This window comes from Flavobacterium sp. (assembly GCF_028689845.1).
Lineage (GTDB): Bacteria > Bacteroidota > Bacteroidia > Flavobacteriales > Flavobacteriaceae > Flavobacterium.
Genome location: NZ_JAQVCH010000038.1, coordinates 1 through 22,267 on the forward strand (window position 1 = coordinate 1; position 22,267 = coordinate 22,267).

Here is a 22,267-nt window from a genome sequence, read left to right on the forward strand (position 1 = left end):
CCCGGACCCTTGATACGCATATAAAAAGGCTTAGGGAAAAACTTGGAAAAGCGGGGAAGGTAATAGAAACCATCCGCGGCACCTCATTTTGAAGCATTTGAACAATTAATTACGTTATCGCAGTCGCATAACGGATGGTTTACACCCGAAAATGTTTATTTTTCTGTGGAATCTTGGGCCAATGCATTGACCGCAGAAAATTTAACAAAATGGCTTTCTAACTATGATTTTTCAATGATTAAACCCAAAACAGTTGGTTTAATTTTGGCTGGAAATATTCCGCTAGTTGGTTTTCACGATTTTTTATCGGTTCTACTTGCTGGCCATCGGGTTTTGGTAAAAACATCTTCCAATGACCAACATCTTATTAAATTTTTAGCCAACTATCTCGTTGCTGTCGAACCTCGCTTAGCAACCCGAATTACTTTTACAGATGGAAAGTTAGAAAATTACGATGCTGTTATTGCGACGGGAAGTAACAATACCGCTCGTTATTTTGACTATTATTTTAAGGATAAACCTTCTATTATCCGCAAAAACAGAAATTCAGTTGCCATTTTAAATGGTTCTGAATCCCACGCTGATTTAGTCCGCTTGGGCGAAGATATTTTTCGTTATTTTGGTTTGGGCTGTAGAAATGTTTCTAAATTATTTGTTCCAAAAGACTATAATTTCGAACGTTTTTTTCAAGCTATTTTTGAATACCAAGACGTGATTCATTATGAAAAATATGCTAATAATTACGATTATAATAAAGCAGTTTTCTTAATGAGTAATTTTAAATTACGTGACAATGGTTTTCTGACCTTAAAAGAAGACGGGAGTTATTCCTCTCCTATTTCAAGTGTTTTCTATGAGTTTTATGATGATTTAGCGGTTTTGACAGAACAATTAGAAACGGATAAAGAACAAATTCAGTGCATTGTTTCCAACCCATTTATTGCGAATAGCATTCCGTTTGGAAAATCGCAACAACCTGATTTATGGGATTATGCAGATAATGTTGATACCTTCACTTTTTTAATTTCGATTTAACTTTTTAACTATCTTTGAGAGGTAAATCATATGAATATGAAATCAACATGGCTTTCAATCCTTTTTTTGTGTCTTTCAAGTACAACTTTTTCACAAATTAATTTGAGTGGATTTTATCCTACTTCGAATGTTTCGGGCTTAAAGTTTGGAACTGCAACTGCCATTCACGAAAATACACTAGTGGTTTCAAGTGACGCCTATCCATTTCCACCAATAACAACTGGCTATGTTTATGTTTTTAATCAAAACAATCAATCTATTACACAAGAAGCTTACTTTTATCCCAGTGATGCGTTATCGAGTGATCAATTTGGAAAAACGGTTGCTGTTTTTGGTGACTTTATTGCGGTTGGCTCACCATTACATGATGAAGGATTTACCGATTCTGGAGCCGTTTATTTGTATGAAAAAGTAAATAATAACTGGGTGTTTTTTCAAAAAATCACCGCTTCCGATGCTTCAACAAACAAACAATTTGGTTCTTTTGTAAAAATGCAAGGTAATTCATTGTTTATTGTGGCACCAAACGACGAGAATAATGATGGAATTGGTGCGGTTTATGTATACATTTTTGACCAAAATGAATGGATTTTAAGTCAAAAATTGACCGTACCTAACAATGCTGGAAAATTAGGAAAAATAGAAATACAAGGAGATAATTTAATTGTTTCTAACTTGACTTACCCATTTGGATCATCAACAAAATTTCATGCTTTCAACTATAGTTCAAATTGGATATTCAGCGATTCCACAGAACTGTTTGGTAATTTAGAACAAATTATTTTTGATTTTACGTATGATCAACAACGCTTATTTATTAGTGCTCAGGAGTTGAATTCTAGCACAAATGGTTATGAAAACAAAGTATATATCTACAATCGAGTGACTAATTCATGGGAAATTGATTCTTTTATTCTAGCAAATTATGATGACTTTATAATTGGAAATGTTGCTGTTTCTGGAGATAATATGTTAGTAGGATTTAGCAATTATTATTTGCAATTGGCACGCAAATTTCCTGTTTATTATTACAAAAAAATTGAAAATGAATGGCAAATGCAAACTTACTTTAATGGTGAAGGACAATCTAACATGGATGATTATTTAGGCAATAGCATTTCGATGTTCGAATCAAATGTAGTTATAGGAGCCCCTTATGAAGGAATCATTAATTCAGGTAAAGCCTATGTTTTTGACTTAGAAACACTGAGTACAACTCAATTTGATAAAAAATCTGTCATAATTTACCCAAATCCAACAGCAGATGAACTTCATTTTGAAAACCGCTCCCCTTTTTCAATAGAAAACATCGACATTATTTCTACGCTTGGAAAAGTAGTTCAATCAATTAAAAGTACAACTTCATCCATCTCTTTACAATCATTACCAACAGGGCTTTATTTGATTAGAGTTCAATTTGACAATGGAATCATTGAAACTTATAAAGTAAGTAAAAATTAGATTTTTTTCAACTACAACGTTTTTGTTAATAACCTATAATAAATACTACTTTTAGAAAAGGTTTTATTTATTTCTAATTTCTGAAATTTGCTTTTTTTAATATAATCTCATTCGTTCAGAAATAAAATGAAAAAACATAACTTTAGTGCAGGGCCTTGTATTTTACCACAAGAAGTGTTTGAAAAATCGGCTCAAGCCGTTTTAAATTTCAACAATTCTGGATTATCTATTCTTGAAATTTCGCACCGAAGTAAAGGTTTTATGGCCGTGATGGAAGAAGCAAGAACTTTAGCTTTAGACCTTTTGGGCTTACAAGGCAAAGGGTACACCGCCTTATTTTTACAAGGCGGAGCGAGTATGGAATTTTTACGAACACCATATAACTTAATGAAAGTTAATGGAAAAGCGGCTTATTTAGATACCGGAACATGGGCTAGTTCTGCTTTGAAAGAAGCTAAAAACTTTGGAGAAACACTCATCGTTGCTTCTTCTAAAGATGAAAATTATGCCTATATCCCCAAAAACTATAGTGTTCCTGCTGATGCCGATTATTTTCACTGCACTTCAAACAACACAATCTTTGGTACGCAGCTTAAAGAATTTCCAGTATTAAAAATTCCGATGGTATGTGACATGAGTTCTGATATTTTTTCTAGAACATTGGATTTTTCTAAATTTGATTTGATTTATGCTGGAGCTCAAAAAAATATGGGCCCTTCTGGCACAACCTTAGTGGTGGTCAAAGACGCGATTTTAGGAAAAACAGGGAGAACGATTCCCAATATCTTAAATTACCAACAGCATATTGAAAAAGAAAGTATGTATAATACTCCCGCTGTTTTTGCGGTTTACACTTCATTATTGACGCTGCAATGGTTAAAAAATTTGGGTGGAATTACTGAAATTGAAAAGATAAATGAATCAAAAGCTCATTTAATTTATAGTGAAATAGACCGCAATCCGTTATTTAAAGGAACAGCTCATCAGGCAGATCGAAGTTGTATGAATGCAACTTTTCTCTTAAACGATGTCGCTCATGCTCCGCTATTTGATTCCCTTTGGAAAGAAGCTGGAATTGAAGGAATTTCAGGACATCGTTCTGTTGGCGGATACCGTGCTTCCATCTATAATGCGATGCCGATTGAAAGCGTAAAAGTTTTAGTTGATGTGATGAAGGAAATGGAAAATAGGGTTTAAGAAAAATAGCGTATTGATTAAAATATAATTTCTTTACTCAGAAATAAAAAGCATAAAAAAAATGAAAGTATTAGCAAATGATGGGATTTCAAAATCTGGAATTAAAGTTCTAGAAAAAGCTGGTTTTGAAGTTATCACCACCAAAGTGGCACAAGAACAAGTGGCCAATTTTATAAACACACATCAAATCAGCGTTATTTTAGTACGAAGTGCTACAAAAGTCCGCCAAGAGATTATTGACAACTGTCCGAGTTTAAAAATTATTGGTCGTGGTGGTGTTGGAATGGATAACATTGACGTGACGTATGCTCGCGAAAAAGGAATTCATGTCATCAATACGCCCGCTTCTTCTTCTGAATCGGTAGCTGAATTAGTTTTTGCTCATTTATTTACGGGTGTTCGGTTTCTTCATGATGCCAATCGGAATATGCCGTTAGAAGGTGATACTCATTTTGAAGGACTTAAAAAAGCGTATGCAAACGGAATTGAATTACGTGGAAAAACATTAGGGATTATTGGTTTTGGCCGAATTGGTCAAGCCGTAGCTAAAATGGCATTAGGATTAGGGATGCGAGTGATTGCCTCAGATAAATTTGTAGGTGAAGCCGTGATACGAGTTGATTTTTACAACGACCAATTCATCAATGTTGCCATCCAAACAGAACCAATGGAAGATTTACTAAAGCATTCTGATTTTATTACGCTTCACGTTCCGGCACAAGATGAGTATGTTATTGGGAGAGAAGAATTTAAAATGATGAAAGATAATGTGGGCATTATTAATGCGGCTCGCGGTGGTATTTTAGACGAGGTAGCTTTAATTGATGCATTAGACGAAGAAAAAGTACTTTTTGCAGGTTTAGATGTCTTTGAAAACGAACCGACTCCTGAAATTAAAATTTTAATGCATCCTAAAATATCTTTAACTCCACATATTGGAGCGGCAACTTTAGAAGCTCAAGATCGAATTGGAACAGAATTGGCAGAACAAATTATTAGTATTTTAAAAACAGAAAAATAAAAAAAATCATTAAAAAGTCTTAACTTGAACGACTTAATTTTAAAACCAATAAAATGTTAGATCAATTAACACAATTAGCCAAACAGTTTGGTCAGGAAGCAGTTGTAAACAACAAGGCTATTCCAAACGAATTAAATGAAAGCATCGTAAATGAAACCGGAAATTCTTTAATGGCTGGTTTGCAAAAAATGGCTTCAGAAGGTAACTTTGAACAATTAGCAGGACTTTTACAAGGAAATAATGCAAACGCCTCTAATCCGGCGGTGAAAGATTTAGTGAATCAAGTTTCTGGAAATTTAGGCCAAAAATTTAATATTGATTCTAACGCAGCAAATGGGGTTGCCTCCAACATGATTCCGCAAATTTTAGGTTCGTTAATCGGAAATGCAAAAGACCCAAATGTAAAAGGTTTTGAAATGTCAGATTTAGTAAATGCCATTAGCGGTTCAGGAAATTCAGGCTTGATGGAAGCGGTTTCTAAGTATGGTGGCCAATTTGGCTTAGACCAAAATAACGATGGAAAAGTAGATATGCAAGATGCGATGGCTGCCGTTACTAAAAAAGGTGGACTTGGCGGTTTGTTAGGGAAATTTTTAGGTAAATAACAATAAAACATCATTTGATTAAAACCATCTTGAAAAGGATGGTTTTTTTTGTGTTAAAGGGATTTTATTCAAGTAAAATTTTAAAAATTTTGTATCTTTAGAGCATGAAATTTGCATCACTTCTACTTTTACTAAGCTCGATTATTTTCAGTTGTTCTACCAAGAAATCAATGGAGAACAAGGAGAATTTGGCTATAATGCCAAAAGACACCCTTCGCATTGAAAATAAAGAATTAGAATATGAAGTGATTATTTTAGAACCTGGTTTTAATATGTGGTTGCAAACCACTGCCAAACCGCGAAATTATTATGACCAATCCTATCTTGAAACACGTAACCGAATTTGGGTCACCAATTACAATATTCGTGTTAGCGATAGAGGAAGTTATCATTCACAATTGTATGAACTCCCTATTGATTATCAAAGAACAATAGATTATGGGTATGAAGTAAATTATTTACTCTACAACTATTTGGTCTATTTTCAATTGCATTACAAACAACGCTTGGGAATGTTTGAGCCCAGATTATAATAAATGGAAAAATTAAAGAAAAAGTGGGGAGTTACCTCCAATTTTCAATTCGTAGTTATTTTTATTGTTTTTGCAATAACGGGCTCGTTATCCGCTTATTTATCAAAACCTTTTACCAATTATGTTGGCCTTACCGAAGACAATTTAGGTTATTTTTATTGGCCCATTCGCTTAATTGCTATTTTTCCGCTATATCAAGTTCTCTTAGTATTTTTTGGATTTATATTTGGACAATTTAAATTCTTTTGGTGGTTTGAAAAAAAAATGCTTCGCAGCATGAAATTAGGTTTTATAGCCGATTGGTTTGAAAATAAAAAAAGCTGAGTGTTTTAAAACGCAGCTTCTTCTCTATTACTATTTCTTTACTTTTCTATTTTCCTTACGATTCACTTTTCTTAATCCAATAGGTATAAATCCATGTCAATGTAAAAGTTGGAATAAAGTCTAAACCTGGAATTAACTCTTCCACAAAAACAATTACACCGCCAACCGTTCCAACGGTTCCTTTATACATTCGCAATAAAATGATACCGGCAATGGGAGCCCAAATCAAATCGGAAAGCTCGCCTAAAAAAGGAACAGCATAGGATAAAAAACCAACCGAATCAAAAAGTAGACTTAGAAATAAATCCCTTTTCTTCGTGTTTTTGGTGTTTTCAATAGTTCCTTCTTTTGTCATTAAATTGTTGTTTAATATAACATGAACAAAAGTAATGCCAATTAGTTAGGCTTTTTCATCAAATTGAAAAAATCATTACGGTTCTCTTTTTCTTTAAAAATGCCGCTATATTGAATCGTAGAGGTATAACTCGAGCTATCTTTTATGCCACGACTAGAAACGCATAAATGTTCCGCTTCAACGACCACAATGACATCTTGCGTATTTAAAACTAATTTTAATTCGTTAAAAATCTGCATAATCATTCGCTCTTGCACTTGTGGGCGACGAGCGTAATAATCTACAATTCTATTTAATTTAGACAACCCAATTACTTTTCCGTTCGAAACATAACCAATATGAGCTTTTCCGATAATCGGTAAAAAATGATGCTCACAAGTAGAATTGAAACTGATATTGGCTTCTACCAACATTTTATCATAGTGATAACTATTTTCAAAAACAGAAATTTTTGGTTTGTTGGCAGGATTTAATCCACTAAAAATTTCTTGAATAAACATTTTAGCAACGCGATGCGGTGTTCCACGCAAACTATCATCTGTCATATCTAATCCCATTTCCTCCATAATAAGATGAAAATGTTTTTCGATAGTTTTCATTTTATCACTATCCGATTTGTCAAAAGCATCAGGACGTAAAGGCGTTTCTGCAGAAGTCATCTGGTGTTCGTCACCAACTAATTCAAATAATTCTTTTTCTGTTATCGTATTCATAGCACGTTTTCGTTAGCAAGTTAATTCTTCAATTTTTCTGTGTAATTCTTTTTCAATTTTTCAATCTTGGGCGTTATCACATATGTACAATACGATTGCGTTTTGTTTAAATTATAATAATTTTGATGGTAATCTTCAGCTTCGTAAAAAATGGAAGCAGGACTAACTTTCGTGACAATCGGATTTTTAAAGGTTTTTTCTAAAGTCATTAAACCGATATAGTCTTCAGTCAGTTTTTTTTGTTCTTCATTATAATAAAAAACTTCACTACGGAATTGTGTTCCTACATCATTTCCTTGTCGGTTTAAAGTAGTTGGATCATGAGTGGCAAAAAATATTTCTAGTAATTCGCCATAAGAAATCAATTTCGGATTGAAGGTAATCTGAATAGCTTCAGCATGACCTGTTGTTCCATTGCTGACTTCACGATAGGCTGGGTTTTTTACAGTTCCGCCAATGTATCCGGGTAATACCTTTTCAACACCTTTTAATTCTAAGAATACCGCTTCGGTACACCAAAAGCATCCACCAGCAAAGGTGGCAATTTCACTATTTTCTGTCATGTTCATTTTGATTGGTTCTTTTACTTGAGCAAAATTTTCATTCGTATCTTGAGATTGACAAGACAAGGCTGAAAAAGCAAGGAAACTCATTAATAATTTTTTCATCTTCATATTTTGTTTAACAAAAGTAATAAAAAATTAAACAATATTGTTTGTGTTAACTTAAATTTATAAATTAATCTACGATAAATAGTAGCCATTAGGTTTAAAAATCCTAAAAATCTTTGTTACTTTGTCAAAACAAGCGGCATGATACAAGCAAAAAACATTCATAAAAAATTTGACCAACTCCATGTTTTAAAAGGAGTTGATTTGATGATACACAAAGGAGAAATTGTTTCCATAGTTGGAGCTTCTGGAGCAGGAAAAACGACCTTGCTTCAAATTATTGGAACCTTAGAAAAACCAACGAATCAAACAGGAACAGAATTAATTATTGATGATTCCTCTGTATTGCAAATGAATGATAATGAATTATCGAAATTTCGCAATTTAAAATTGGGATTTATTTTTCAATTTCATCAATTACTACCTGAATTTACCGCTTTAGAAAATGTTTGTATTCCCGCTTACATTGCTGGAAAAAGTAAAATTGAAGCAGAAACAGAAGCCAAAAAACTATTAGATTACTTAGGATTATCTCACCGAATAGATCATAAACCAGGAGAACTTTCCGGAGGAGAACAACAACGTGTGGCCGTTGCTCGAGCTTTAATCAATAAGCCAGCCGTGATTTTTGCCGATGAACCTTCTGGAAATTTAGATACGGCTTCGGCAGAAAATTTACACGAATTGTTTTTTAAACTACGCGATGAGTTTGGACAAACTTTTGTGATTGTCACGCACAATGAAACCCTAGCAAATATGGCCGACCGAAAACTCGTAATGGTTGATGGCTTATTTGAACAAAATGCGGGTTGGATGGAAGCTAACGCTCGCAACCTTGTAAAAGAATAAATGAATCAAGCCGACTTAAAGGATTTTTTAGACGAAAAAGTACTGTTTTATAATCATCCCAGTTTTATTGAGAGTAATCCAATTCAGATTCCACATCGTTATCAAACCAAAGAAGATATTGAAATTGCAGGTTTCTTGACCGCTACCATTTCTTGGGGAAATCGAAAAATGATTATTAAAAACGCCTCACAACTAATGGATGGGATGGGCAATTCACCCTATGATTTTGTGTTAAACCATTCTGAAAATGAACTAAACACACTGGCTCATTTTGTTCATCGCACCTTTAATGGTATAGATTGTATGACGTTTATCAAAAGCTTAAAAAACATCTATTTACAACATGAAGGGTTAGAAACGTTATTTAAAAAACACGAAGAACCCGCTTCTTTACAAACGAGTATTTCCGAATTTAAAAAAGTATTTTTTGAAATTAACCATGCTGCACGAACACAAAAACATATTTCTGATCCGTTAAATAATTCGGCAGCCAAACGCCTCAACATGTTTCTCCGTTGGATGGTTAGAAACGACCAAAAAGGAGTTGATTTTGGAATATGGAAATCACTTTCTTCCGCACAGCTTTCGTGTCCGCTCGATGTTCATTCTGGAAATGTGGCTCGAAAATTAGGTTTACTCACAAGAAAGCAAAATGATGGTAAGGCTTTAAGCGAATTAGATTCAAAACTTCGAGTCTTAGATAGTCAAGATCCTGTAAAATATGATTTTGCATTATTTGGTTTAGGCGTTTTTGAAGGCTTTTAGTTCTAGTAAGAATCGTTATTTCTTCACTCAAAAAAACGTACCTTTGCCAAAATTAATTTTTTATGAGTACTTTTCTTGATTTTGACTTACCCAAATCATTACAAAAAGCAATTGACGAGATGGGTTTTTCAACCCCTACGCCAATTCAAATTAAATCGATGCCTGTAATCTTATCGGGTCGCGATATGATGGGAATAGCTCAAACTGGAACAGGAAAAACCTTTGCCTACTTACTTCCTATTTTAAAACAATGGAAATTTCAAGCTAGCCATACGCCAAGAGTTTTAATTTTGGTTCCAACGCGTGAATTAGTTGTTCAAGTAGCAGAAGAAGTGGTTAAGTTAACCACTCACATGTCGGTACGAACCCTCGGAATTTATGGTGGTGTTAATATTAATACCCAAAAAAAGGCCGTTTATCAAGGAGTAGATATTTTGGTTGGAACTCCAGGTCGAGTCATGGATTTATCATTGGATAATGTAATTCGCTTTGATGAAATTCAAAAATTAGTTATTGATGAATTTGATGAAATGTTGAATTTAGGTTTCCGAGTTCAGGTCACTTCTATTTTATCAATGTTGAAAAACAAACGTCAAAATATTCTCTTTTCAGCAACCATGACGGATGATGTGGATAATATGCTGGAAGACTTTTTTGATTTTCCAGAAGAAGTTTCGCTAGCCACTTCAGGAACACCCTTAGAACAAATAGCCCAAATTGGTTATAAAGTCCCTAATTTTTTGACTAAGCTCAATTTATTAAAAGAATTAATTCGAACCGACGAAAGTATGTCGCGGCTATTAATTTTCATCAACAATAAAAAAACAGCCGATTTAGTTTCAGTCGCTTTAGAAGAAGATTTTCCAGAACAATTTGGATTAATCCATTCCAATAAGTCACAAAATTATCGTTTAAATACGATGGCTTCTTTTCAAAAAGGAGAAATTAGAGGAATTGTCACCACAGATGTTATGGCACGTGGATTGGATATTTCGGATATCACACATGTTATCAATATGGAATTTCCAGAAGTTCCAGAACAATATATTCACCGTATTGGTCGAACTGGTCGAGCGGATAAATCGGGAATAGCCATCAGTTTTGTCAGCCCTAGAGAAGAAGAAATTCAATTAGAAGCAGAGGTTTTAATGGAAAGAGAAATCGAATTTATAGCTTTGCCTTCTATTCAAATAGAAGAACGGATGCTTGAATTTGAAAAAGATAAAAAGAAAATGAAAGTGCTTCTTAAGCGACCCAAACAAGAGGGTGGCGAAGCATTTCATGAGAAAAAAGATAAAAATAAAAAAGTGAATTTAGGAGGCCCTGGTAAACGAACTCCTAGAAAAACCGAATCGCGAAACCGCGGTGTAGAAAAGAAAAGAGATGCTAAAAAGAAGAAAAAATAAATAAAAAAGTTTTCACTAAAAAGTGCATTTGTCGTATTAAAATATAAAAACTATCTTTGATAAACTTTCATTAAATGCAGTTTAAACATCCAGAAATTCTGTATTTCCTTTTCTTATTGGTCATTCCAATAATCGTTCACTTATTTCAACTTCGTCGATTTAAAAAGGAATATTTTACCAACGTAAAGTTATTAAGGGAACTGAGTATTATTCAAACTCGAAAAAGCTCTAAAATAAAAAAATGGTTATTGCTTGCCACCCGATTAGCTCTTTTAACAGCTCTGATTTTAGCTTTTGCCCAACCTTTTTTTAAAGCAAAAGATAGTCAAGCCGTTACCAACGAACTTTATATTGTTTTAGATAATTCATTTAGTATGCAAGCCAAAGGGCAGCAAGGTGAATTATTAAAAAGAGCGATACAAGATTTATTAGAAAAAACCCCAGAAAATCTTACTTTTTCCTTGTTAATCAATGATGCGGTTTACTGGAATACCGACATCAAATCTATTCAAAAAGAATTGATGAATTTGAATTATAGTGCAACTCCTTTTCAGTTAGATCAAGCACTATCAACTATTAAATCAAAAAAATCACCATTCAATAAAGATATTATAATCATGACGGATGCTATTAATTTATCCGCCTCAAATAGTAAACCTTTAGATGAAGTTTTCAATCCATTTGTGCTCATTTCCAAAGCAGAACAAAAAAATAATATTGCCATCGATAGTGTTTATCTAAATCAAACTTTAGCTAATTTTTATGAGATTGGCGTCAAATTAAAATCATTTAGCAAAGCCACACCCGATGTCGCAATTGCTCTTTATAATCAAAAACAATTGATTGCAAAAACGCAAGCAACCCTAACAAAGAAAGAACAAGAACTGTTTTTTACTATTCCAAAAGAAGATTTTAATGGATATGTTTATTTAGAAGAACAAGCCGGTTTAACCTATGACAATTACTATTATTTTAGTATTTCAAAACCAAAAAAAACAACCGTTTTAGCAATTGGCGAACCAGAGAAAAATAAATTTTTAGCTAAACTTTATCCTGATGATGAATTTCAATTAATAACTACTGAACTAAAAACCTTAGATTACAATTTAATTGAAAATCAATCGGTTGTGATTTTAAATGAGTTAGATGAAATTCCGCAAGCCTTACAAACTACTTTAAAATCATTTTATGAAAAAGGAGGAAATTTGATTTTCATTCCTTCTGCAAATGCAAATACCACAAATTATAATGCTTTTTTAATAAATTTCGGCACTTTTTCTTTTGGGAATAGTAACAAAAGAGAGCAGAAAATAACAAGTATATCCTTTACACATCCACTTTATAATGGTGTTTTTGAAAAGAAAGTCACCAATTTTCAGTATCCAACCACGCAATTGAGTTACGACCTTAGAAGTACTACTTCTGCTATTTTGAGTTTTGATGACCAACGAGCATTTTTAACTTCGGCGACTAATTCGTTGAGTTCGTTTTATATTTTTACGGCACCAATAAGTAAAAGTTTTTCAAATTTTCAGAATTCGCCACTTATTGTCCCTACCTTTTATAACATGGCCCAACAAAATACCAATACAGGAATTAGTACTTTCGCTATTGGTACTTCTACCCCAATTATTTTAGACGAAACCTTATCAAAAGACGAAATCGTTGAAGTCATTCGTACAGGCGAAAATGGCGAAAAATTTATTCCACAACAACAAGTCTTATCTAAAAAAGTACGCCTTTCTTTTGTCGAAAACCCACAAGAAGCGGGTAATTATACCGCTTTAAAAGCCAATATGCCAATTAAAAATATCAGTTTTAATTATCCAAGAACTGAGAGTGATTTATCTTTGGACAATTCTAATTTATTAGCGGCCTATCCAAATGAACAATCGTTAGATAGCGTTTTTAATACTTTACAAACCAATAGAACAGATAATCAACTTTGGAAATGGTTTGTTGCTTTAACTTTATTATTTTTGATTTTGGAAATACTCATTCAAAAATTTGTGAAATGAAACTACTCATCCGGAATGCCACAGTGGTCGATATTTTGAGCCCACATCATCTAAAAACTATTGATTTAAAGATTAATGGCAATACCATTGAAGAAATCGGAAAACAAATAACGATATCAGACGATTACACCGTACTTGAATTAGCTAATTTGCACGTTTCGCCAGGTTGGTTTGATAGCTCGGTATCTCTAGGTGAACCCGGTTTTGAAGAACGAGAAACGATTCAAAACGGTTTGCGAGTCGCCGCTTTAAGTGGCTTTACAGCGATAGCCTTACAACCCAATACCTTTCCCGTTTTAGATAATCAAGCCCAAATTCGGTTTGTAAAAGAGAAAGCAAAAGAGAATGCAGTCAATGTTTACCCGATTGGTACCTTAACTAAAAATGCAGAAGGAGCCGACTTAGCAGAATTGTTTGACATGAAACGAGCTGGAGCGATAGCTTTTGGTGATTATGGCAAAGCTATTTCGAATGCCAATTTGTTAAAAATCGGTTTGCAATACGGACAAGATTTTGATGGTTTAGTCATTTCTTTTCCGCAAGATGAAAAAATTAAAGGAAATGGCGTCGTTCATGAAGGAACGGTTTCTACTCGCTTAGGCTTAAAAGGAATTCCGGCTTTAGCAGAAGAATTAATGGTTGCTCGAGATTTATTTTTACTGGAATATACGAGTGGAAAATTACACATTCCAACCTTATCTAGTGCTCATTCTGTCGAATTAATTCAGAAAGCAAAAGCAAAAGGTATGGCCGTAACTTGCAGTGTTTCCGTTCATCACTTAGTGTTGACCGACGATAAAATAGATTGCTTTGATACTCGCTATAAAGTTAGTCCACCACTCCGAGATGATTTTCATCGAAAAGCATTGATTCAAGGCGTTTTAGATAACACTATTGATATGATTACTTCAGATCATAATCCGATAGATATTGAACATAAAAAAATGGAATTTGACTTTGCTAAAAACGGAACAATCGGTTTAGAAAGTGCTTTTGGAGCCTTGCAAACCATTTTGCCAACGGAACTAATTATAGCAAAACTTACAGCAGGTAAAGGTGTTTTTGGATTAGCACAAAACGTAATTCAAGTGAACCAAACTGCGGACTTTACTTTTTTTAATCCAGAAAAAAAATGGCTTTTCACAAAAGAAAGCATTCTTTCAAAATCTAAAAACTCCGCTTTTTTAGGTCAGGAAATGCAAGGAAAAGTTTATGGAATTTATAATAATGAGCAATTAATTCTAGAATAATAATGAACAACGAAATTGAAAAAGGAAAAATGACCGCCATTATCAGCTATATTCTAATTATTGGTGTGTTAATTGCCATGTCTATGAATTCCGAAAGTAAAAATAAATTTGCATCCTTTCATATCAGACAAGCATTAGGTTTATCCATATTATTTATTGCTTTGGGATTGGTAATCTCAAATTTTGGAAGCCCGATGATCACCTTTTCGATGTGGATATTCATGTCTGTTTTATGGTCTTATGGCATGATTACTGCCATTAAAGGACAAATGATTTCCGTTCCATTGATTGGTAATTTATTTCAAACTATTTTTAAAAATATATAAAATCATGTCTTTACATTATATCGTTCAAGAACCAAAAGAAAAAAAAGAAAAAAATCCGTTATTGTTATTATTACACGGCTATGGCAGTAACGAGCAAGATTTATTTTCTTTCGCTTCAGAATTACCAGACGATTGTTATATTATCTCGGCTCGAGCTCCGTATGATTTACAATATGGTAGTTATGCTTGGTATGCGATTAATTTTGAGGCAGATAATACAAAATTCTCCGATTTAAATCAAGCTCGGCAATCCCGCGATTTAATTGTAACATTTATTGACGAATTAATTGCAAAATATCCGATTGATGCTTCAAAAATTAGCTTAATTGGTTTTAGTCAAGGAGCCATTTTGAGTTATGCCGTAGCACTTTCCTACCCTACTAAAATTGGACAAGTTGTAGCGATGAGTGGTTATTTAAATACAGAAATTGCGACTGAAGGTTTTGAAAAGAATGATTTATCTAGCTTGAACATCTTTGCTTCACATGGCACGGTTGACCAAGTAATTCCGATTGATTGGGCTAGAAAAACGCCTGCTATCCTTGAAAAACTAGGAATTGAGTGTATCTATAAAGAATATCCGATTGGGCACGGCGTATCGCCACAAAACTTTTTTGATTTTAAAAATTGGCTTGTCGGAAAACTGTAAACTAATTTTCCATTTTATCACTTCCAGTAACTTTTGGTCCAAATTCGCCATCACCAGCAAATTTGACTTCGTCTCCTTGTTTTAAGATAAAACCTTTCCACGGTACCAATTGCCACTCTTCAAATTTCCAGGGTTGTCCTTCTTCAACACGAGTGAAAATTACAGATTTTTCGGAATTAGGAAAAAAGACTTCAACTGCATTGCCACCATTTTTATCGAAGACAATATAGGTGTTTCGCGTTTCATTTTCATTGTCTTGATTCCCGTAAGGATATAAAATTATAGAAGAAACATATATTTTTATACATTCTTTATTGAGTTGTGACCAGACATAACCCGCAGCGGTCAAACACCCATTCGCATCTTTATCGGCATTATCGACCGTATCTACAATGGTTTGTTTTTTGACTAGTTCTGGTTCAATTTTTTCCTCAAAATTTTTACAAGAAACGAGTGAAATCAAAAAAAATAGAAATAGAAATCGCTTATCCATACATATCAAAAATAAAAAGAAATGGAAAGATACAAAAGTTTAGCTTTTAGTGTATAAGGTTGATTGAATAATTTTAAACGTAAGTTCTTCATTTTCTTCTACAAAATACTGCAACAATACTTCTCCCCAAAGATCTCCATTACTAAAATCGGCAATTACCCAGCGGTGATTAATCACTTTAATCTTATTGATAATGAATTTTTTATCATTCATTTTAATAAATTCTACCATAGGATTCCCATCAGGTAAATCATTCATTTCCATGAGTTTTCGTTCGATTTTTTCAATTAATTTCTCGATAGAATAGTTGTCTAACTGATTTTGGGCATTGTCATTGTTTAGAAGCGTGAAATAATTTGCTTCAAAAACTTGATTATTCATCATTTGAATACTATCATGCATGGTTTTCTTCAATTTATCGAACCGTTCTGCTTCAAATTTCACTTTTTTATCATAATACATGTAGGTAAAAACCGTCATCAATATAGAAACAATAAAGAGGTAAAGGAATAGTGATTTTTTCATTTTTAAATAGTTATTTTTAAGTTATCGTAAGCTAAATATATGTTTGGTGGTAATTTTTTTTGCACTTCCTCATGAAAACCCATGAGATGACTGATATGTGTTAAATAGGCTTTTTTGGGTTGAATCAAGGCGATAAAATCCAATGCTTCTTGCAGATTAAAATGGGTGTCATGTGGTTGTTCACGTAAAGCATTGACGACAACCACGTCTAGGTTTTTCAATTTTTCGACCTCCTTTGCTTCAATTAATTTTACATCGGTTAAATAAGCAAAATTATCAATTCGATAGCCAAATACCGAAAGTGAACCATGCATAACTTCTATAGGAATAATCGTTTTAGAGCCAATGACAAAAGACTGGTTTTTAACTACTTGATGAGTTGATACAGAAGGAGCTCCTGGATATTTATTGACCGTTTCAAAAACGTAATCAAACCTTTTTTTCAAATTTTGAATCACTCGCTCGTGTGCATATATCGGAATAGCACCTTGTTTAAAATTAAAAGGTCGAATATCATCTATGCCTGCCGTATGGTCTGCATGTTCATGCGTAAACAATAACGCGTCCATTCGGACACAACCGCTCGTGAGCATTTGCTGTCTAAAATCGGGCCCGCAGTCAATAATAAGTGATAATTCAGCGGTTTGAATCCACACCGAAACACGCAACCGTTTATCTTTTTGGTTCGTGCTTTGGCAAACAGGATGTTGACTTCCAATGACTGGAATTCCTTGAGAAGTGCCGGTACCTAAAAAGTAAATCTCCAAGACGATTATTTTTCACAAAAATAGTATTATTTATCTTTTATTAAGGTATGATATTTGTTAACTTTGCAATGTATTACCAAGTAAACACGGAACGAATTGCGATGGAAATAAAATTAAAGGGTGACAGAGCGATAGAACAAATTCCTTCCATTAAGGATAAGGCATTGCGTATCAATTTAAATGAAAACATTTACGGGACCTTTGCTGAAATTGGTGCCGGTCAGGAAACTGTTCGCCATTTTTTTAGATCAGGTGGTTCGTCAGGAACGATTGCGAAAGCAATGTCAGCTTATGACAAAGATTTTAGTGATGCCATTTATGGTATAGAAAAAGATGGCCGATATGTTACAGAAAGTCGACTAAAAAAAATGGTTCAACATGAAGTGGAGTTAATAGAAAAACGCTTGGATCGGGTGAAACACCCCAATAAAATGTTTTTCAGTTATGCCAATACTGTGGCTACCATTGATTTTGCGAAGCAATTTAAAGGACATGGTTGGGTCGGAATTAAGTATCAGATTGAACCCGATGAAGATTACAACGAAATTATTTTACATATTCGCTTTAAAGAAACCGATGCTCGTTTACAACAAGAAACATTAGGAATTTTAGGGGTAAATCTTATTTACGGAGCTTTTTACAAATACAATGATCCTAAAAAATTATTGCGTTATTTATATGACCATTTGGATAAAGACCAATTAGAAATTGATACGATTAATTTTTCGGGACCTCGTTTTGCCAATGTAGATAACCGCTTGATGAGTTTACAATTGGTTAAAAACGGAATGACTGATGCCGTAATGTTTGGTCCAGATGGTAATAATATTTTACCCGCAACTATTTTATACAAGAAAAATATTCTGACTTTACGTGGTAGTTTTCGTCCGGTGACGAGTGTAAATATGGATATGTATGAGAAATCGTTGGAAATGTTCTTAAATGAAAGTAAAGTTGATGCCGACAATGCCTTGGTAATTTTTGAAATTACGCTTTCCAATCTTCGATCAGAAGGTGAAATCGACGAACGAGATTTTATGGATAGGGCCGAATTGCTTTGTTCCTTGGGTCAATATGTTATGATTTCTAATTTCCAAGAATACTATCGTGTGGTAGAATATTTCTCAAACTATACCAAAGCACGAATGGGCTTAGCAATGGGTGTTAGCAATTTAGTTGATATTTTTGACGAAAAATATTATCGCCATTTGAGCGGTGGAATTTTAGAAGCGTTCGGAAAATTATTTTACCGCGATTTAAAAGTATTCCTTTATCCGATGAAAGATGAAGAAGGTGTGGTTATCAATTCTGAAAATTTAAAAGTACATCCGAGAATGAAAGAATTATATAAATTCTTTAAATTCAATGGAAAAGTAGTCGATATTGATGATTATATTCAAAATAATTTAGAAATTTATTCGCGACAAGTACTCAAAATGATTTCTAAAGGTGAACCGGGTTGGGAAGTTATGCTCCCGAAAGGCGTTGCCGAAATTATTAAAAGAGATAATTTGTTTGGCTACGATCTTAAGAAAATGGTAGAACCTACTAAATAAAAAATAACCGAAGCTTTTAAACTTCGGTTTTTTATTTAATCTAAAATTTGAGCGGCGTGTGCTTTGGTTTTAACTTTTGCAATGACTTCATCTATTATTCCGTTTTCATCGATGATGAAGGTTGTGCGGTGGATGCCATCGTATTCTTTTCCCATAAATTTTTTTGGTCCCCAAACTCCAAAGGCTTGAATGACTACTTTATCTTCGTCGGCTATTAATGGAAATGGGAATTCGAATTTGTTTTTAAAATTACCTTGTGCTTTTGGATTATCGGCACTTACCCCCAACAACGCGTAATTATCGGCTTCAAAACGAGCGAAATTATCTCGTAAATCACAAGCTTCTGCGGTACAACCGGGTGTATTTGCTTTTGGATAAAAGAAAATAACTAGTTTTTTTCCTTTATAATCGGCTAGATGGTGTTCGTTTCCGTCTTGATCTCTTCCTAGAAATGTTGGAGCTTTATCTCCTTTTTGTAAGGTTTTCATGTTTTTTATGAGTTGTTGAGTAACTGAGTGGATAAGACTTTAAGTTGCTGAGTGATTAATTATCGTTATTTTTGTATTCAAATTTAATGAAAATGACTAAGAAAGAACGAGCAACATTTGTTATAAATACGTTAAATGAGTTATATCCCACAATCCCTGTTCCGTTAGACCACAAAGACCCGTACACTTTATTAATTGCGGTTTTACTATCGGCACAATGCACTGATGTGCGAGTGAATCAAATTACACCAATCTTATTTGCAAAAGCCGATAATCCGACGGATATGGTAAAAATGAGTGTAGAAGAAATTAAGGAAATTATTCGCCCGTGTGGACTTTCGCCAATGAAATCGAAAGGAATTCATGGTTTGTCGCATATTTTATTGGACAAACACGATGGACAAGTGCCGCAAAGTTTTGAAGCTTTGGAAGAACTTCCGGCGGTTGGACATAAAACCGCAAGTGTGGTGATGAGCCAGGCATTTGGCGTTCCAGCTTTTCCGGTTGATACGCATATTCATCGGTTGATGTATCGGTGGAATTTGTCGAATGGAAAAAACGTGGTTCAAACGGAGAAAGATGCGAAAGCAATTTTTCCGAGAGCCTTGTGGAACGAGTTGCATTTACAGATTATTTGGTACGGACGAGAATATTCGCCGGCAAGAGGTTGGGATTTGGAGAAGGATATCATTACCCGAACGATTGGAAGAAAATCGGTCCTAAAAGAATACGAAAAAAAAACATCCCGACTATAAGCCGGGATGTTCCTTTTAATTAGCAATCGATTCGAAAGTAATGTTTCCAACCTTCACCATGCTTAGTGCCTTAGAATAGTTAAGCAAAAAATGAATGGTTTCTTTTTTAGGTAACATTTTTGGAGTTGCTAATTTTTTACTAGTGTAAAGTTTTGCCATATAAAAAGTTTAATTTCTTATATAACGACAACCCCAAACGATATATTGTTTAATTGGTTAAAATAATATTATTTTTTTCAATCACCTTTCTCAAGTTCATTAACGCATACCGCATTCTTCCCAAAGCGGTATTAATGCTAACGCCTGTTGTCTCGGCAATTTCTTTAAAACTCATGTCTTGATACATCCGCATTACGAGCACTTCTTTTTGATCTAAAGGCAATTCTTCTAACAAACGACGAACATCTTCTTCTACTTGTTCGGTAATCATTTGGCCTTCAATATTCATACTACTATCACTCATGTACGAAAAAATAGAAAACTCTTCTGTTTCCCGTTGCATCGGCATTTTTTTGTTTCGACGAAAATGATCGATGACTAAGTTGTGAGCAATACGCATCACCCAAGGTAAAAACTTACCTTCTTCGTTATACGAATTAGATTTAAGTGTTTTAATTACTTTGATAAATGTATCTTGAAATACATCATCACATACTTCGCGATCAGCAATTTTGGAATAAATAAATCCGTAAATTTTTGATTGATGTCTTTGTATAAGAATCGCCAATGCTTGTTCATCACCTGCAATGTAATTTTTAACCAATAAAGCGTCTGGAAGATTGTTCACAATAGCCATAAGAATACCTTTTAGAGTTCGTGTTTTGAGAAATTTTAGTCTAAAAAAGTATTTTTATACGATAGGCAATTGTTAAATAAAGATTAATTATTAGCCAAATGTAAAACAATTATAACCTAAGAAACAAATATTATTCCAAATTTTAACATTCAAAACATAATAAATGCGGAAAACCACAACAAAACTTAAACTTTAATACTAAAAAAGTAGCCTAGGTTCGACTTTTAATTAAAATTTCTAATTACTACCTTTGTAATTCTTTGATAAAAAATATGACACCAGAAGAATTTGCGTTATTAGAACCCAAAAAAAATATCCTTATAAAAGGAGCTCAACTTCACAATCTTAAAAACATTGATGTTGCAATTCCACGGAATCAACTCGTTGTAATTACTGGTCTTTCGGGCTCCGGGAAATCAAGTTTAGCTTTTGATACCTTATATGCCGAAGGACAACGTCGCTATGTAGAAAGTTTATCTTCGTATGCTCGACAGTTTTTAGGTCGTCTTGACAAGCCCAAAGTAGATTCGATTAAAGGAATTGCTCCTGCTATCGCCATTGAACAAAAAGTAAATACGACCAATGCACGGTCAACTGTGGGCACTTCTACTGAAATTTATGATTATTTAAAATTGCTTTATGCTCGCATTGGCAAAACTTTTTCACCTATTTCCGGACAAGAAGTAAAAAAACAATCGGTAACCGATGTCGTTGAAGTCGTTAGTAACTTTGAAGAAGGCAGTAAATGGCTCCTCCTCGCTCCTATTCATTTGGAAACGGGACGTGCTTTAGAAGATAAGCTCAAAGTCTTGTTACAACAAGGTTTTCTTCGCATTTTGGTGGAGGAGCAAATGGTTCGTTTGGATGAATTGGAAGAGCAAAATCTCGAAAACAAAGATATTTTATTGGTGATTGACCGAATTATCGTCAAGAAAGAAGAAGAATTTCTCAATCGGTTAGCCGATGCGGTACAAACTGCTTTTTATGAAGGAAAAGGAGAATGTTTTTTACAAACCCTTGATTCTAGTGAAAAATTGACTTTTAGCAGTAACTTTCAATTGGATGGACTCTCTTTTTTAGAACCAAATATTCATTTATTTAGTTTTAATAATCCGTATGGAGCTTGTCCTGCTTGTGAAGGTTACGGAAATGTGATTGGTATCGACGAAGAATTAGTGATTCCGAACACGGCTCTATCCGTTTATGAAAATGCTATTTTTCCTTGGCGTGGCGACAGTATGGGATGGTACAGAGACCAATTGGTGAATAATGCGTATAAATTTGATTTTCCAATTCACAAACCGATATTTCAGTTAACCGAAGAGCAAAAGCAATTAATCTGGGATGGCAATCGTTATTTTACGGGGTTAAACGATTTTTTTAAAGAATTAGAAGAAAAGAATTATAAAATTCAAAACCGGGTGATGCTTTCCCGCTACCGTGGCAAAACAAAATGTACGGTTTGCAAGGGGAAACGCTTGCGTAAAGAAACGAATTATATTAAGGTAGGAGAAAAAACAATTTCTGACTTGGTAGAATTACCAATTAAAAAATTAATTCCGTTTTTTGCTGCATTACAACTTTCTGAGTATGATGTAAAAGTGGCCAAACGTTTGTTGATTGAAATTAATAGTCGCTTAGAATTTCTTCAAAAAGTAGGCTTAGATTATTTGACGTTAAATCGGAATTCGGCTAGTTTATCGGGTGGG

General features: G+C 33.9%; 25 protein-coding genes and 2 pseudogenes. 18 read left to right on the forward strand and 9 right to left on the reverse strand.

Going from position 1 to position 22,267, the window contains the following annotated elements; translation table 11 throughout:
- The 8 genes and pseudogenes from PHR76_RS11680 to PHR76_RS11715 form a co-directional block, all read left to right on the forward strand.
- On the forward strand, nt 1–92 hold a 92-nt coding region (locus PHR76_RS11680; RefSeq protein WP_300062860.1), incomplete at its 5' end, for a winged helix-turn-helix domain-containing protein.
- Nucleotides 88–1,035: pseudogene (locus PHR76_RS11685) on the forward strand (acyl-CoA reductase); the annotation flags it as partial. The gene PHR76_RS11680 and the pseudogene PHR76_RS11685, both read left to right, overlap by 5 nt.
- 36 nt (nt 1,036–1,071) lie before the next feature.
- Nucleotides 1,072–2,496 carry a T9SS type A sorting domain-containing protein gene (locus PHR76_RS11690; RefSeq protein ID WP_300062792.1) on the forward strand — a complete coding sequence of 475 codons (1,425 nt, stop codon included), beginning with the start codon at nt 1,072–1,074 and terminating at the stop codon, nt 2,494–2,496.
- A 126-nt stretch (nt 2,497–2,622) separates the two neighbouring features.
- Nucleotides 2,623–3,693 carry a 3-phosphoserine/phosphohydroxythreonine transaminase gene (gene serC, locus PHR76_RS11695; protein WP_300062795.1) on the forward strand — a complete coding sequence of 357 codons (1,071 nt, stop codon included), beginning with the start codon at nt 2,623–2,625 and terminating at the stop codon, nt 3,691–3,693.
- Nucleotides 3,694–3,754: 61 nt separating this feature from the next.
- Nucleotides 3,755–4,714, forward strand: coding sequence for a D-2-hydroxyacid dehydrogenase (locus PHR76_RS11700; RefSeq protein ID WP_300062798.1), 960 nt, complete (start codon nt 3,755–3,757; stop codon nt 4,712–4,714).
- A gap of 53 nt (nt 4,715–4,767) precedes the next feature.
- A complete protein-coding gene (locus PHR76_RS11705; RefSeq protein ID WP_300062801.1) occupies nt 4,768–5,319 on the forward strand; it encodes a hypothetical protein in 552 nt (183 codons plus the stop codon).
- A gap of 104 nt (nt 5,320–5,423) precedes the next feature.
- Nucleotides 5,424–5,852: a DUF6146 family protein gene (locus PHR76_RS11710; RefSeq protein WP_300062804.1), complete on the forward strand. Its 429-nt coding sequence runs from the start codon at nt 5,424–5,426 to the stop codon at nt 5,850–5,852.
- A gap of 3 nt (nt 5,853–5,855) precedes the next feature.
- A complete protein-coding gene (locus tag PHR76_RS11715) occupies nt 5,856–6,176 on the forward strand; it encodes a DUF6787 family protein (protein ID WP_300062807.1) in 321 nt (106 codons plus the stop codon).
- 55 nt (nt 6,177–6,231) lie between these two features.
- On the opposite strand, the gene PHR76_RS11720 is transcribed toward PHR76_RS11715, so the two are convergent.
- Genes PHR76_RS11720 through msrA form a run of 3 tightly spaced genes read right to left on the reverse strand, consistent with a single transcriptional unit; the run spans nt 6,232 to nt 7,807 of the window.
- The gene (locus PHR76_RS11720) at nt 6,232–6,531 is read right to left on the reverse strand and encodes a hypothetical protein (protein ID WP_300062810.1); all 300 of its coding nucleotides are present in this window, start codon (nt 6,529–6,531) and stop codon (nt 6,232–6,234) included.
- Between the two features lie 41 nt (nt 6,532–6,572).
- Nucleotides 6,573–7,244, reverse strand: coding sequence for a GTP cyclohydrolase I FolE (gene folE / locus PHR76_RS11725; RefSeq protein WP_300062813.1), 672 nt, complete (start codon nt 7,242–7,244; stop codon nt 6,573–6,575).
- Between the two features lie 20 nt (nt 7,245–7,264).
- Entirely contained in the window at nt 7,265–7,807 is a 543-nt protein-coding gene (gene msrA / locus PHR76_RS11730; protein ID WP_300062863.1) for a peptide-methionine (S)-S-oxide reductase MsrA, read from the reverse strand.
- Between the two features lie 249 nt (nt 7,808–8,056).
- Between msrA and PHR76_RS11735 the strand changes: the two genes are divergently transcribed.
- The 7 genes from PHR76_RS11735 (at nt 8,057) to PHR76_RS11765 (ending at nt 15,178) form a co-directional block, all read left to right on the forward strand.
- On the forward strand, nt 8,057–8,764 hold the full coding sequence (locus tag PHR76_RS11735) for an ABC transporter ATP-binding protein (protein WP_300062815.1): 708 nt from the start codon (nt 8,057–8,059) through the stop codon (nt 8,762–8,764).
- Entirely contained in the window at nt 8,765–9,529 is a 765-nt protein-coding gene (locus PHR76_RS11740) for a TIGR02757 family protein (protein ID WP_300062818.1), read from the forward strand.
- Nucleotides 9,530–9,591: 62 nt separating this feature from the next.
- On the forward strand, nt 9,592–10,935 hold the full coding sequence (locus tag PHR76_RS11745; RefSeq protein ID WP_300062821.1) for a DEAD/DEAH box helicase: 1,344 nt from the start codon (nt 9,592–9,594) through the stop codon (nt 10,933–10,935).
- A 74-nt stretch (nt 10,936–11,009) separates the two neighbouring features.
- The gene (locus PHR76_RS11750) at nt 11,010–12,953 is read left to right on the forward strand and encodes a BatA and WFA domain-containing protein (RefSeq protein WP_300062825.1); all 1,944 of its coding nucleotides are present in this window, start codon (nt 11,010–11,012) and stop codon (nt 12,951–12,953) included.
- Nucleotides 12,950–14,203 carry a dihydroorotase gene (locus tag PHR76_RS11755; protein ID WP_300062828.1) on the forward strand — a complete coding sequence of 418 codons (1,254 nt, stop codon included), beginning with the start codon at nt 12,950–12,952 and terminating at the stop codon, nt 14,201–14,203. The genes PHR76_RS11750 and PHR76_RS11755 overlap by 4 nt, the downstream gene beginning before the upstream one ends.
- Before the next feature lie 2 nt (nt 14,204–14,205).
- Entirely contained in the window at nt 14,206–14,529 is a 324-nt protein-coding gene (locus PHR76_RS11760) for a hypothetical protein (protein WP_300062833.1), read from the forward strand.
- A 4-nt stretch (nt 14,530–14,533) separates the two neighbouring features.
- Nucleotides 14,534–15,178 carry an alpha/beta hydrolase-fold protein gene (locus PHR76_RS11765; RefSeq protein WP_300062836.1) on the forward strand — a complete coding sequence of 215 codons (645 nt, stop codon included), beginning with the start codon at nt 14,534–14,536 and terminating at the stop codon, nt 15,176–15,178.
- A 1-nt stretch (nt 15,179) separates the two neighbouring features.
- Here the strand turns inward: PHR76_RS11765 and PHR76_RS11770 are convergent, their stop codons facing one another.
- From PHR76_RS11770 to PHR76_RS11780, 3 genes are read right to left on the reverse strand one after another with little or no spacing between them, the layout of a single operon-like run.
- Nucleotides 15,180–15,671 (reverse strand): hypothetical protein, encoded by a 492-nt coding sequence (locus PHR76_RS11770; RefSeq protein ID WP_300062839.1) that lies wholly within the window; start codon nt 15,669–15,671, stop codon nt 15,180–15,182.
- Between the two features lie 39 nt (nt 15,672–15,710).
- Nucleotides 15,711–16,196 (reverse strand): hypothetical protein, encoded by a 486-nt coding sequence (locus PHR76_RS11775; RefSeq protein WP_300062842.1) that lies wholly within the window; start codon nt 16,194–16,196, stop codon nt 15,711–15,713.
- Nucleotides 16,197–16,198: 2 nt separating this feature from the next.
- Nucleotides 16,199–16,963 carry an MBL fold metallo-hydrolase gene (locus PHR76_RS11780; RefSeq protein ID WP_300062845.1) on the reverse strand — a complete coding sequence of 255 codons (765 nt, stop codon included), beginning with the start codon at nt 16,961–16,963 and terminating at the stop codon, nt 16,199–16,201.
- Nucleotides 16,964–17,058: 95 nt separating this feature from the next.
- On the opposite strand from PHR76_RS11780, the gene PHR76_RS11785 reads away from it, so the two are divergent.
- Nucleotides 17,059–18,519 carry a TonB-dependent receptor gene (locus tag PHR76_RS11785; RefSeq protein WP_300062866.1) on the forward strand — a complete coding sequence of 487 codons (1,461 nt, stop codon included), beginning with the start codon at nt 17,059–17,061 and terminating at the stop codon, nt 18,517–18,519.
- Between the two features lie 35 nt (nt 18,520–18,554).
- Here PHR76_RS11785 and bcp read toward each other — a convergent pair whose 3' ends face one another.
- Nucleotides 18,555–19,007, reverse strand: coding sequence for a thioredoxin-dependent thiol peroxidase (gene bcp, locus PHR76_RS11790; protein WP_300062848.1), 453 nt, complete (start codon nt 19,005–19,007; stop codon nt 18,555–18,557).
- A 92-nt stretch (nt 19,008–19,099) separates the two neighbouring features.
- Here bcp and nth point away from each other — a divergent pair, with 92 nt between their 5' ends.
- The gene (gene nth, locus PHR76_RS11795; RefSeq protein ID WP_300062851.1) at nt 19,100–19,762 is read left to right on the forward strand and encodes an endonuclease III; all 663 of its coding nucleotides are present in this window, start codon (nt 19,100–19,102) and stop codon (nt 19,760–19,762) included.
- A gap of 15 nt (nt 19,763–19,777) precedes the next feature.
- Here the strand turns inward: nth and PHR76_RS11800 are convergent, their stop codons facing one another.
- The gene (locus PHR76_RS11800; RefSeq protein WP_300062854.1) at nt 19,778–19,921 is read right to left on the reverse strand and encodes a hypothetical protein; all 144 of its coding nucleotides are present in this window, start codon (nt 19,919–19,921) and stop codon (nt 19,778–19,780) included.
- Nucleotides 19,922–19,970: 49 nt separating this feature from the next.
- Nucleotides 19,971–20,558, reverse strand: coding sequence for a sigma-70 family RNA polymerase sigma factor (locus PHR76_RS11805; protein WP_300062857.1), 588 nt, complete (start codon nt 20,556–20,558; stop codon nt 19,971–19,973).
- 272 nt (nt 20,559–20,830) lie between these two features.
- Between PHR76_RS11805 and PHR76_RS11810 the strand changes: the two are divergent.
- Nucleotides 20,831–22,267, forward strand: a pseudogene (locus PHR76_RS11810) (excinuclease ABC subunit A); the annotation flags it as partial.